At 66.2% G+C, this 12404-nt stretch carries 12 protein-coding genes; 6 read left to right on the forward strand and 6 right to left on the reverse strand.

Annotated features, from left to right (window positions below):
• The first annotated feature begins 11 nt into the window (after nucleotides 1–11).
• Nucleotides 12–1052 carry a LysR family transcriptional regulator gene (locus tag DCM79_RS14010; RefSeq protein ID WP_257180342.1) on the forward strand — a complete coding sequence of 347 codons (1041 nt, stop codon included), beginning with the start codon at nucleotides 12–14 and terminating at the stop codon, nucleotides 1050–1052.
• Nucleotides 1053–1070: 18 nt separating this feature from the next.
• Here the strand turns inward: DCM79_RS14010 and DCM79_RS14015 are convergent, their stop codons facing one another.
• Nucleotides 1071–2228 (reverse strand): autotransporter outer membrane beta-barrel domain-containing protein, encoded by a 1158-nt coding sequence (locus tag DCM79_RS14015; RefSeq protein WP_257180343.1) that lies wholly within the window; start codon nucleotides 2226–2228, stop codon nucleotides 1071–1073.
• A gap of 370 nt (nucleotides 2229–2598) precedes the next feature.
• Between DCM79_RS14015 and DCM79_RS14020 the strand changes: the two genes are divergently transcribed.
• Nucleotides 2599–2805, forward strand: coding sequence for a cold-shock protein (locus DCM79_RS14020; protein WP_008551638.1), 207 nt, complete (start codon nucleotides 2599–2601; stop codon nucleotides 2803–2805).
• Between the two features lie 92 nt (nucleotides 2806–2897).
• Here DCM79_RS14020 and purN read toward each other — a convergent pair whose 3' ends face one another.
• Complete coding sequence (gene purN, locus DCM79_RS14025; RefSeq protein ID WP_257180345.1) at nucleotides 2898–3551, reverse strand: phosphoribosylglycinamide formyltransferase; 654 nt, start codon at nucleotides 3549–3551, stop codon at nucleotides 2898–2900.
• Nucleotides 3551–4624, reverse strand: a complete 1074-nt coding sequence (gene purM / locus DCM79_RS14030; protein ID WP_257180346.1) for a phosphoribosylformylglycinamidine cyclo-ligase — start codon at nucleotides 4622–4624, stop codon at nucleotides 3551–3553. Before purM ends, purN begins: the two co-directional genes overlap by 1 nt.
• A gap of 157 nt (nucleotides 4625–4781) precedes the next feature.
• On the opposite strand from purM, the gene DCM79_RS14035 reads away from it, so the two are divergent.
• From DCM79_RS14035 to ppx, 4 genes are all read left to right on the forward strand, one after another.
• Complete coding sequence (locus tag DCM79_RS14035; RefSeq protein ID WP_257180347.1) at nucleotides 4782–5324, forward strand: CDP-alcohol phosphatidyltransferase family protein; 543 nt, start codon at nucleotides 4782–4784, stop codon at nucleotides 5322–5324.
• A 123-nt stretch (nucleotides 5325–5447) separates the two neighbouring features.
• Nucleotides 5448–6125, forward strand: a complete 678-nt coding sequence (locus DCM79_RS14040; protein WP_257180348.1) for a DnaA ATPase domain-containing protein — start codon at nucleotides 5448–5450, stop codon at nucleotides 6123–6125.
• 150 nt (nucleotides 6126–6275) lie between these two features.
• Nucleotides 6276–8468, forward strand: coding sequence for an RNA degradosome polyphosphate kinase (locus DCM79_RS14045; protein WP_257180760.1), 2193 nt, complete (start codon nucleotides 6276–6278; stop codon nucleotides 8466–8468).
• Between the two features lie 15 nt (nucleotides 8469–8483).
• The gene (ppx, locus tag DCM79_RS14050) at nucleotides 8484–9986 is read left to right on the forward strand and encodes an exopolyphosphatase (RefSeq protein ID WP_257180349.1); all 1503 of its coding nucleotides are present in this window, start codon (nucleotides 8484–8486) and stop codon (nucleotides 9984–9986) included.
• Nucleotides 9987–10003: 17 nt separating this feature from the next.
• Here ppx and DCM79_RS14055 read toward each other — a convergent pair whose 3' ends face one another.
• Genes DCM79_RS14055 through DCM79_RS14065 form a run of 3 tightly spaced genes read right to left on the reverse strand, consistent with a single transcriptional unit; the run spans nucleotide 10004 to nucleotide 12389 of the window.
• Entirely contained in the window at nucleotides 10004–11401 is a 1398-nt protein-coding gene (locus DCM79_RS14055) for a sensor histidine kinase (protein WP_257180350.1), read from the reverse strand.
• Nucleotides 11398–12063 (reverse strand): response regulator transcription factor, encoded by a 666-nt coding sequence (locus DCM79_RS14060; protein WP_257180351.1) that lies wholly within the window; start codon nucleotides 12061–12063, stop codon nucleotides 11398–11400. The genes DCM79_RS14055 and DCM79_RS14060 overlap by 4 nt, the downstream gene beginning before the upstream one ends.
• Nucleotides 12063–12389 (reverse strand): PepSY domain-containing protein, encoded by a 327-nt coding sequence (locus DCM79_RS14065; RefSeq protein ID WP_257180353.1) that lies wholly within the window; start codon nucleotides 12387–12389, stop codon nucleotides 12063–12065. Before DCM79_RS14065 ends, DCM79_RS14060 begins: the two co-directional genes overlap by 1 nt.
• Between the last annotated feature and the right edge of the window lie 15 nt (nucleotides 12390–12404).

Consider the following 12404-nt stretch of genomic DNA (forward strand, 5'->3'; position numbering starts at 1 on the left):
AGATCAGGAGTATGCACCAGTTATTGCACCGGGGTGCTGCGATGACGCAGCACCGTGAAGAGGCCCTGGATGCGTCCTGGGACGATTTGAAACTGTTTTTAGCATGCGCAAAATATAAAAGTTTCCGCAACGCCGCCGAGGAGCTCGGGCTCACCTCGACCACGCTGATGCGCCGGGTCGACCGGCTCGAAGAGAGCATCGGCTGCAAGCTGTTCCTGCGCGACCAGAGCGGGCTCACGCTCAGCGATGAAGGCACAGCAATGATCGCCGACGTTGCGCATATGGAGCGTCATGCCTTCAACGTCTTCCGGCGCGCCTCGCGATCGTCGAACGACACCTCGGGCACCGTGCGCGTCGCGGTGACGGAGGGGCCCGGCAATTTCTGGATCCTGCCGCGACTGATCGACTTCCAGAAGACCTACCGCAGGATCACCGTCGATCTGCGCTGCGCGATGGAGCAGACCGACGTCGCCCGGCTTGAATCGGACATCGCGATCCAGCTCGAGCCGCCCACCAATCCCGACCTGATCGTCACCAAGCTCGGCCGCCTGCACATCTATCCCTTCGTCTCCAAGGAGTACGAAAGCCTCTACGGTGTGCCGGCGACCCTCGCAGAGCTGAAGGACCACCGCATCATCAAACAAAGTGCACCGCAGGTCGACGACGGCGCCTACGCCCGCGTGCTCGGACTGAAGTCGCTGGAGGGCATCGTCGGGATCAAGACCAATTCCTCGGTCGGGGTGCTCTATGCCGTCGAACGCGGCGCCGGCATCGGCTTCCTGCCGACGGTCTCGATCGCGCTCGGCGCGCCGCTGATCGCCGTCGATCTCGGCGTCAGCCACCACGCCGATCTCTGGCTCACCTATCACAAGGAGTTCCGCGCCTCCGAGCGCCACAAGATCGTGGTCGACTGGCTGAAGAAGATCTTCGATCCCAAAACCTATCCCTGCTTCCGCGACGAGTTCATCCATCCGAACGCGCTGGTGCCGATGATGGCGGCCGCGCGCGAGGGATTTGGGCTGACGGGATATGTCGCCACGACGCCGGCTTGAGCGCCGGCGAGCCTAAGCTCACCATTTGTACTCGAAGCCGACGGTGCCCTGGTGCGAGGTCAGCTCGTTGCGGAATTTGCCGTCGTAATTGACGTAGAGCCGCGCCACGCTGGTCAGGCTGAGCGAAGCCGAGGCGCCGGCATCCGCGCCATAGCGGCTCTCCCCGATGCCGGGAACGACGATGTTCTGGGTTCCCAGGCTGACCTGGATCGACCCGAGATCCTGGTGAAAATTATCGACGAACTTGCCGTAGGCGGACAGGTCGAGGATTTTCTGGTCGATGATGAAGTAGCGGCCGATCTCGGCTCCGATCATGACGCGTGCGCGCGCGAGCGCCGTCGAGCCGACATTGAGCGGATCGAGGCCGCCGGTCTCCTGGAACGCCGCGCTGGTGGCACGCACATATTCCAGCGCCCCCTTTGGAACGACACGCATCTGGTCTTGGGTCCAGTAATAGCTGATCTCGGTCAGCGCGCCGTCGATCGCCGCACGATAACCCGCGGTCGCAAGGCCGAGACCGGTGTCGCGGCTGGAGCGGACCTTGCCGAAGCCGTGCACCACGGCGAAGGCCCAGGTCCACGGGCCCTTGTCGACCGAGCCGCTGAAACCGATTTGCGTCAGGTCGAGCGTCGCCGATTGCAGCGCCAGCGGCACGTCGACGTCGGTGTGGCTCTGGTCGACGGAGAAGCCGAGATTGACGCCCGGCGCAACGCGCGCGCCAAAGCCGGCGACGCCGCCAACCGTCTTGCGCTTGTCGCCGACGAAGTCGCCCTGTGCGTCGGTGCGAACCGAGATGCCGTAGCCCTCGACCCAGGTGCGGTAGCGCGGATCCTCCGTGCTCGCCGATGCGCCGCCGCCGCCGGGATTGGTTCGGAACGCCCGGTTGTAACCACCCGAGGCCTGGTTGCCGAGCCGCTCCAGGAAGCCCGAGCCGAGATTGAGCGCGCCGCTGCGGACCGACTGGTCGTAATTGGTCGATGTCGGCGTCGGGATCGGGGTCGGTGACGGAGTGGGTGTCGGGGTCGGCGTGGGCGTCGGGCTTTGCGCCAGGACGGGCGATATGGCCGACATCATCACGACGATCGCAAACGCCATCGCGATCGCTGCCGCGACCCTGCCGACGCGGCCACGTCCGATCGTCTGCCGTGTCCCGGAGGGCTGCGATGTGCAGCACATGACGACAAATCCCGAAAGCCAATGGCGACGCGCAAGATGCAACGTGCACGCAAGCTGCGATTTGGGCCGAACTGCACCGGAGGGTCAACCGCTTAGCATGCCGGCACGCAGGCTATTGCCTCGATTGTGGTTCCGCCGCCACAGGTCGGAAATTGCAAATCGGTCCGGCCTGCCTGCCCTTGAAATTCGCGCTCTGCTTGCTAACGCGCGATTTTCATGTTGCAATATCGGACACAATCGGAATTGGCCGCTCGACTGTGCGTTTCGCGACATTGCGCCTCAAGACTCGAACAGACTTCGGAAGCCCGTTTGTGGCGTGGCACGCGAAAAGCGGCCGCGTCTTTTTTGTATCTAGTGGAGGAGACTAGCGATGCCGCAAAAGGGCACCGTCAAATGGTTCAACCCAACCAAGGGCTATGGGTTCATCAAGCCGAACGGTGGCGACAAGGATGTGTTCGTTCACATCTCCGCCGTCGAGCGCGCTGGACTCTCGACCCTCAACGAAAACCAGGTGGTTGAATACGACCTCGTGGAGAACCGCGGCAAATCCTCCGCGGAGAACCTCAAGGTCTCCTGATGTCTCTCGGCGTGAAGCGCGAGAGACCATGACGTGGCCCCCCGGCTCTGCCGGGGGATTTTGTTTGGGAAGACCGCTGCGGGGGCGGGGCTTCAGCCAACCACCGGCGCCACTAGAAAATTCTCCGACGGCCCGCTTCCATCAGTCTTGCAGACATCGCCCTCGATCCGGACCTTGCCGGTCGCAAGCAGCCGCAGCGCCTCGGGATAGATGCGGTGCTCGACCTCGAGGATGCGCTCCGACAGCGTATCCCCGGTGTCGTGATCGCTGACCGGCACCGCGCCCTGCATCACGATCGGGCCGGCATCGGTCTCGGGGATCACGAAATGCACCGTCGCGCCCGACAGCTTGACGCCGGCGCGCAAGGCCTGGCCGTGCGGATCGAGGCCGGGGAAGGACGGCAGCAGCGAGGGATGGATGTTCAGCATCCGCCCGTACCAGGCTTTGGTGAACTCGGCCGTGAAAAGGCGCATGAAGCCGCCGAGACAGATCAGCTCGATGCCGTGCTCATCGAGCGCGGCCTGCAGCACCTTCTCGAAACCGGCGCGGTCCTTGCCGAACGGCTTGCTCTCGATCACCAGCGTGTTCACGCCGGCCGCCTTGGCCCGTTCGAGCCCGGGCGCATCGGCCTTGTTCGAAATGACGAGCGAGATCTCCGCCGGGAAATCCGCCGAGCTCGCGGCCCTGATCAGCGCGGCCATGTTGGAGCCGCGGCCGGAGATCAGGATGGCGACGCGGCGCTTCATCACAGCGCCAGATCAAGATGGCCGTTATAGACGACGCGGTGCTCGCCCTCGGCCGGGATCACGGTGCCGAGCTGCGCCACGGTCTCGCCGGCATCGGTGAAGACCTCGATCACCTGATCGACCTTGTCAGGCTCGACGATCGCGATCATGCCGATGCCGCAATTGAAGGTGCGCAACATCTCCAGCTCGGCAATGCCGGCCTGCGCCGCCAGCCATTTGAACACGGGCAGCACCGGCAGGCGCGCGAGGTCGATGCCGACGCCGAGGTGCGGCGGCAGCACGCGCGGAATGTTGTCGGTGAAGCCGCCGCCGGTGATATGGGCAAGGCCCTTCACCGCGCCGGTCTCGCGGATCGCGCGCAGGCAGGACTTGACGTAGAGCCTGGTCGGCGTCAGCAGCGCGCCGCCGAGCGTCATCACGGGTGCGAACGGCGCCTGCGCCCCGAAGCCGAGGCCGGATTGTTCCACGATCTTGCGCACCAGCGAAAAGCCGTTGGAATGCACGCCCGACGAGGCAAGGCCGATCACGGCATCGCCCGCCGCGATGTCCTTGCGCGGCAGCAGCGTGCCCCGCTCCGCCGCGCCGACGGCAAAGCCGCCGAGATCGTAATCGCCGTCCTTGTAGAGGCCGGGCATCTCGGCGGTCTCACCCCCGATCAAGGCGCAGCCGGATTCGCGGCATCCTTCCGCGACGCCCGCGACGATCGAAGCCGTGGCCTCGGGGTCGAGCTTGCCGCAGGCGAAATAATCCAGGAAGAACAGTGGTTCGGCGCCCTGCACCACGAGATCGTTGACGCTCATGGCGACGAGGTCGATGCCGATCCCGCCGTGCAGCCCGGTCTCGATCGCGATCTTGACCTTGGTGCCGACACCGTCGGTCGCGGCCACGAGGACGGGATCCTTAAAGCCGGCCGCCTTGAGGTCGAACAGGCCGCCGAAGCCGCCGATCTCGGCATCGGCCCCCGGCCGCGCCGTGGCGCGCACCATCGGCTTGATCAGATCGACCAGGCGGTTGCCCGCATCGATATCGACGCCTGAATCGGCGTAAGTGAGGCCGTTTTTGCGGTCGGTCATGCCCGATTTCCAGTGGGGTTGCGGCTGGTTACGTCGAATTCCGGGGACACGCAATGGCTCGCGTGGCGCACCGCCATATACTATGTAGAGATATCAACCGGTTCAGCCTCCCGAGGGGCCGGATTTCGAGGTAGACCGGGTGCCGGGAAGCGCTTTCGTGAGTATTCCGAACATCATTACGCTGGGCCGCATCATGCTGGTCCCGATCATCGTCTGGGCCATCGTGTCGAGCCAAATGGAGGTCGCGTTCGCCGTCTTCCTGATCGCCGGTATCAGCGACGCCGTGGACGGCTTCCTGGCCAAGCGTTTCAACATGACGAGCGAGCTTGGGGCCCTGCTCGACCCGCTCGCGGACAAGGCCCTGCTGGTCTCGATCTACATGGCGCTGGGCATCTGGGGCGCGATCCCGCGCTGGATCGTGATCCTGGTGGTCTCGCGCGACATCATGATCGTCGCCGCCGTGATCATATCCTGGCTGTTCGACCGGCCGGTCGAGATGAAGCCGTCGAAAGTGTCCAAGCTCAACACCGTTGCCCAAGTGGCGTTCGCGGCGCTGGTGCTGGCGGCACTTGCCTTCGGCTTCAAGCCGGCTCCTTATGATATCATCCTGATGGGCCTCGTCACGGTCTTCACGCTCACGTCGGTGTCGCTCTATCTCGTCGGGTGGCTGCGGCACATGAGCACGATCGAGGCCAAGTGAGAGCGGACGACAAGTGAGAGCGGACCAGGCGAGAGCGGAAGCGGCCCCGCAAAAGGCCAATTCCGCTCCATCAAGTCGCATTCTCTTCGAACGGGCCGGCGCGCCGGCAGGAGCAAAGCAAGCGTGGCAGGCCGCGTCCATCCCCGACAATTGGCGTTTACGCTTCCGCATGCGGAGAGCCTCAGCCGGGACAATTTCCTTGAGGGCCCCGCCAACGCGGCCGGCGTGGCCCTGATCGACAGCTGGCCGGAATGGCCGAACCGGATCATGTGGCTCGCCGGCCCCGAAGGCAGCGGCAAGAGCCACCTCGCCGCGATCTGGGCCGACATATCAGGTGCCCGCTCGGCTGCCGCCAACGTCCTGACGGCCGCCGGCGTTCCGGGCGCGCTCGCCACCGGCGCCCTGGTGGTCGAGGATCTCCGGGCGGGAGATTTCGACGAACGCGCCCTCTTCCACCTCATGAACCTTGCTCGCGAGGACGGCGCCTACGTGCTCTTCACCGGGCGCGAGGCACCGGCCGCGCTCGAGATCGAGCTTCGCGACCTGCGCTCGCGCCTGCGCGCCGTGCCTGTTGTCACGCTGCTGCCCCCGGACGACCAGCTCTTCCGCGGCCTGATCTTGAAATTCTGTGCCGACCGCCAGCTCAATGTGGACGAGAGCGTGGTCGGCTATCTCGCCACCCGCCTGGAGCGGTCCTCGGCCGCCGCCCGCCAAGCCGTGGAACTGCTCGACAGCGAGGCCCTGCGGCTCGGCCGTCCCGTGACCAGGGCGCTGGCCGCCGAGCTGCTGCGGGACGCCTGACGCTCGCCCGCCCGGGCGCCGCGGAGCCCGCTTGACGCCGCCAAGCGGCGGAACATCAATGTCATCGAAACGTCATCGCTGTAACACATGCTCCCGCGGGTTTTGCGCATAGATCGCAAAGTGAGGCGAGACAGGATGGACCGACTTCTGATGGACTCTGCGCAAGCCATTGAAATAAAAGAGAAAGTTCCGGAGGCCGAAGGCTTGCCGGCGATCGCGGCCAGCCCCGAACGATTCATCAATCGCGAGCTCTCCTGGCTGCATTTCAACCGCCGCGTCCTGGAGGAATCCGTCAATTCCAGCCACCCCGTGCTGGAGCGGGTGCGATTCCTGTCGATTTCGGCAAATAACCTCGACGAATTCTTCATGGTCCGCGTCGCCGGCATCAAGGCCCAGGTCCGCGAGGGCATTGCCGAACGCAGCCCCGACGGCCTGACGCCGTCCGAGCAGCTCGCGCTGATCAACCGCACCGTGTCCGAACTTGCCTCCGACCAGCAGGCGATCTGGCGCGACCTGCGCGGAACGCTGGCCGATGTCGGCATCGTGCTGGTCGACGGCAAGGATGTCAGCAAGGCGGAACGAACCTGGATCGAGGACTACTTCCTCAACAACGTGTTCCCGTTGCTGACGCCGCTGGCGATCGACCCGGCGCACCCCTTCCCGTTCATCCCGAGCCTCGGCTTCACCATCGCGCTCCAGCTCACGCGCGCCGCCGACGGCAGGCAGATGAACGCCCTGATCCGCATGCCCGGCAAGATCGACCGCTTCATCCGCCTGCCGGCCGACGGCAAGATCGTCCGGCTGATCTCGCTGGAACAGGCAACCGCCCTGTTCATCAACCGCCTGTTTCCCGGCTACAACCTGCACGGCCAGGGCGCCTTCCGGATCATCCGCGACTCCGAGCTCGAGATCGAGGAAGAGGCGGAAGACCTGGTCCGCCTGTTCGAGACGGCGCTGAAGCGCCGCCGCCGCGGGTCGGTGATCCGGCTAGAGATCGACGCCAAGATGCCGGAGCAGCTGCGCAGCTTCGTGCAGCACGCGCTCTCGGCCGCCGACGATGAGGTCTTCCTGGTCGACGGCGTGCAGGCGATGAACGAGCTCTCGCAGCTCACCCGCCTCGACCGCCCCGATCTGGAATTCACCCCTTACGTGCCGCGCCACCCCGAGCGCGTGCGCGAGCACGGCGGCGATATTTTTGCCGCGATCCGGCAAAAGGACCTCGTCGTCCATCACCCCTACGAATCCTTCGACGTCGTGGTGCAGTTCCTGCAGCAGGCCGCACGCGACCCCGACGTCGTCGCGATCAAGCAGACGCTTTACCGCACCTCCAACAACTCGCCGATCGTCCGCGCGCTCGCCGAAGCCGCCGAGGCCGGCAAGTCCGTCACGGCGCTGATCGAGCTGAAGGCGCGCTTCGACGAGGAAGCCAACATCCGCTGGGCCCGCGACCTCGAACGCGCCGGCGTGCAGGTCGTCTACGGCTTCCTCGAGCTGAAGACGCACGCGAAGCTCTCGATGGTGGTGCGCCGCGAGGGCGGCAGCCTCACCACCTATGTTCATACCGGCACCGGCAATTATCACCCGGTCACCGCGCGCATCTACACCGACCTCTCCTACTTCACTTCCGATCCGACCATCGGCCGCGATGCCGCGCGCGTGTTCAATTTCATCACCGGCTACGCCGCGCCGAGCGATCTGGAAAAGATGGCGGTGTCGCCGCTCACCCTGCGCAAGCGCATCATCGAGCACATCCAGGGCGAGACCGCGCATGCGCGGCACGGCCGGCACGGCGCGGTCTGGATGAAGATGAATGCGCTGGTCGACCCCGACATCATCGACGCGCTCTACGAGGCCTCGCAGGCGGGCGTGCAGGTCGAGCTCGTGGTGCGCGGCATCTGCTGCCTGCGCCCCGGCATTCCCGGCCTGTCCGAGAACATCCGCGTCAAGTCGATCATCGGCCGCTTCCTGGAACACGGCCGAATCTACTGCTTCGGCATGGGCCAGGGCCTGCCGAGCGCCAAGGCGGCTGTGTATATCTCCTCCGCCGACATGATGCCGCGCAACCTCGACCGCCGCGTCGAGGTGCTGTGCCCGCTGCAAAATCCGACGGTGCATCAGCAGGTTCTCGAACAGATCATGGTCGCCAACCTGAAAGACAACGAGCAGAGCTGGCAGTTGTTGCCGGATGGGTCCTCAACGCGTATGAAGACCGCGAAAGGCGAGGAGCCTTTCAACGTCCACAACTACTTCATGACAAATCCGAGTCTGTCTGGCCGTGGAAAGTCGCTCAAGGAATCCTCGCCGCGTCGTCTCACGCGCCGGAACGAACGCCATCCATCCTGATCGGGGATTTCCGACGTGAAGCGGCCGCGCAAGCGCGGCTCGAGCGTCGCGGTCATCGACATCGGCTCCAACTCGGTCCGTCTCGTCGTCTACGAGGCGCTGGCGCGGAGCCTCATTCCGATCTTCAACGAGAAGACGCTGTGCGGTCTCGGGCGCGAGGTGCAGAGCACCGGCCTGCTCGCCCCCGACGCCGTCGACAAGGCGTTGACCTCGCTCAAGCGCTTTCGCGCTTTGTGCCGCGTGATGCAGGTCGGGCGCGTGTTCGCGATCGCGACCGCAGCCTGCCGCGACGCCTCCAACGGCGCCGATTTCATCGCCAAGGCCGAGCGCATCTGCGCCGTGGACATCGAGATCCTGTCGGGCCCGCGCGAGGCGCGGCTGTCGGCGCTCGGCGTGATCTCCGGCATCCATCATCCCGACGGCATCGTGGGCGACCTCGGCGGCGGCTCGCTCGAATTGATCGACGTGCGCAAGAACAGCGTGCGCAGCGGCGTGACGCTGCCGCTCGGCGGACTCGCGCTGCAGGATCTCGCGCACAAATCGCTCAAGCGCGCCGACCGCATCGTGCGCGAGGAGCTCGACGAGGTGCCGCAGCTCACCGCGGGCCGCGGCCGCACCTTCTACGCGGTCGGCGGCACCTGGCGCGCGCTCGCGCGCATTCACATCATCCAGAGCGGCTATCCGCTCCAGGTGATGCATGGCTATTCGCTGTCCGCGGCGGAAGCGCTCGACTTCTCCCGCAGGCTGCGGCGCCTCGCGGCCGCGGACATGCTCGCCGACATCGAGAGCGTCGCCGACGCACGCCGCCCGCTCCTCACCTATGCGGCACTGGTGCTCGAGCACATCATCCGGGTGGCGAAGCCCAAGACCATCGTGTTCTCGACCTTCGGCGTGCGCGAGGGCCTGCTGCACGAGAAGCTGGCGGAGGCGGAACGCAACAAGGACGGCCTCATCTGCGCCGCGGAGGAGCTGAACCAGCTGCTGTCGCGCTCGGCCAAGCACGCCCACGAGCTGATCGCCTGGACCGATCGCCTCGTGCGCGTGGTCAAGCTCCGTGAGACCGAGGAGGACCGGCGGCTGCGCCACACCGCCTGCCTGTTGTCCGACATCGGCTGGCGCGTGCATCCGGATCACCGCGGCGAGCAAACGCTGAGCCTCGTCGTCAACGGCAATTTCGGCGCAATCACCCACACCGAGCGCGCCTTCGTCGGCCTGTCGGTATTCTATCGCTATGCGGGGCTCAGCGAAGAAAATCAGCCGCCGGTCACCACGCAGGAGCTGCTGACGCCGGCGCAGCTCGAACGCGCGCGTCTGTTGGGCGCTGCGTTCCGTGTCGCGCATCTGATCTCGGCGGCGCGCCCGGGTGTCTTGCCCGCCACGCATTTCCGCAGCCAGGGACGTAAATTGATGCTGGTGTTCGAGCACCGCCTCGGCGACCTCGTCGCCGACCGCGTCGGCAGCCGCTTCCGCCAGCTCGCCCGCCTCATTGCCCGCACCGGCTCGATCGTGCGGCGCTGACGAACCGCAACAATGCGTCAAGCGAGCGGCTGGGTTCTTCGATCGGCAACAGCGATCCGGTCGCCGCCATCCTCCGGCGCGACGACGGCTTTCAGTCCACCGAGCTCGGACTCGGCGAGAATAAGCTGCCATCCGTAGGCACTGAGCACGTCCTGAACGATCGCGAGGCCGAGGCCGGCCCCTTCGCCACGCTCGTCGAGCCTGACCCCGCGTTCGAGCACGCGTGAACGCTCGGCGGGCGCGATGCCCGGGCCATCATCCTCGACCGTGATCGCCGGTTTCGCCGCATCCGCGCCGATGCGCACCTCGCTCTTGGCGTGGCGCGCGGCGTTCTCCAAGAGATTGCCCAGCACTTCCGCCAGATCAGTGCGATCGAGTGGCACGCTCGGCTCGCCCGTCATGCAGATCTTGAAGTCGAGCCGTTGTGCCGCAGGCGTCCGCGCCAAGGTCAGGATCAGGGACTGCACCAGCGGTCTGAGCGGCGTGGAAATACCGCAGCGCAGGCGGGCCGTCCCCCTCGCCCGCGCACGCGCCAGCTCGCGGTCGACGTGACGGCTCATTGTGTCGCCGACGGCTTCGATCGCCTGTGCGACCTCCTGCTCACCGCGCTGACGCAGCAGCGCGACATCGGCGGCGAGCGCGGCAAGCGGCGTCTTCAGTCCGTGCGCCAGGTCGGCGGCGCGGCGGCGCGACCGTTCGATTTCGCGTTCCTGGGCGTCGATCAGGCTGTTGACCTCCTCCACCAAGGGCGTCACCTCCGTTGGGACCTCGACGGGAAGATGCTTGCGCTGCCCGGAGCGGACGTCTGCGACGCCGCGGCGAAGTGCGTCGAGCGGACGAAGGCCGAGGCCGACCTGGATCGAGGTGGCCACGGCCAGCACCAGCCCCAGCACGCCAAGCGCCAGCGTCAGGTCCCGGGCGAAATGCGAGGCGGCGGCCGAGACGCGGGCGAGATCGGCCGCCACCGCGACGCGCACTGGCGCGCGGCGGTCGCCCAACGTGAGCAGCACGCGGCGTTCACTGACCAGGAGCCGTGCGTTTGCAGGTCCAGGGATGACGTGACGGTGCAATTCGCCAGGCGACGGCTCGTCCCGCGGCAGGTCCAACGCCGTGTCCCACAGCGAACGTGAACGCAGCACCTGTCCGCCATCGTCCGATACCTGCCAGTACAAGCCGGAAAGAGGGTCGTCAAAACGAGGATCGGCGGGCGGCCGGCCCACCACCAGCCTGCCCTGCGCGTCGGCGTCGATACCGGCGACGAGTTGCTTCAGATAGACGTCGAGGTCGTCACCGATGGTGCGCGCGACATGGCGTTCGAACAGCAACGTCAGCCCGGCGCCGGCAATCGTCAGCGCGATCAGGATGGCGACGAGTCCGCCCGCGACCAGTCGCAGCCGCAGCGAACCCCAGCTCATGGCGTCGTCTCCGGTACCAGGTAGCCGAAGCCGCGCCGGGTCTCGATCAGGTCGGCTCCGAGCTTCTTGCGCACGCGGCCGATCAGCACTTCGAGCGCATTCGACTCGTGGTCTTCGTTGTGGCCATAGACGTTTTCCTCGAGCTCCTGCTGCGACACCACACGGCCGCGATGGTGCAGGAGAAAGGCGATCAGGCGGTATTCCAGCGGCGACAACGCGACGGGTGCGCCGCGCAGCGTCACCTTCATCTGACGCTCGTCGAGCTCGACCTCGCCTGCGGTAATCCGTGGGGAGGCATGCCCTGCCGAGCGGCGCACGATCGAGCGCAGCCGCGCCAGCAATTCCTCCATTCGGAACGGCTTGGGCAGGTAGTCGTCCGCGCCCGCGTCGATGCCATCGACGCGCTCGGCCCAGCTGCCGCGCGCCGTCAGGATCAGCACCGGCATCGACCGCCCATTCGCGCGCCAGCGCTTGAGCACCGCCAGACCGTCCATGCCGGGCAGGCCGAGATCGAGCACGATCGCGCCGTAATCCTCGGTGTCACCGCGAAACCAGGCCTCCTCGCCGTTGCCGACAGTCTCGACCACGTAACCGGCCGCACGGAGCGCCTTTCCCACATCGGCCGCGATCCGTCGGTCGTCCTCCACGAGTAGTAGGCGCATCACTTCTCCTTGATGCGTTCAATCTCGCCGCTGCGCGCGTCGACGTACGCTTCGTAAAGCCGGCCCTTGTCGTCGACGAGGCGAAACTCGTAGATCCAGCGGCCGCGCTGACGCTCTATCTCGACCCCGGCTACCTCGCCGGGCAGCTTGCCACGGAGCGCGGCGAGAATGTCGGCGAGTGACTTGATCTCGCCCGCCTCGACTGCGCGGCGAACCGCCTCGGGCGCGACTTTGTCGTGGTCGCCTGCGGCCGCAGGCAACGGCGCCAGCAGGAATCCTGCCAGCAGCGGCACCGCGAGAGATTCCAGGAAGCGCGAGGATTGCATTGGCAGAGAATGCCC

The organism is Bradyrhizobium sp. WBOS07, assembly GCF_024585165.1.
Lineage (GTDB): Bacteria > Pseudomonadota > Alphaproteobacteria > Rhizobiales > Xanthobacteraceae > Bradyrhizobium > Bradyrhizobium japonicum_B.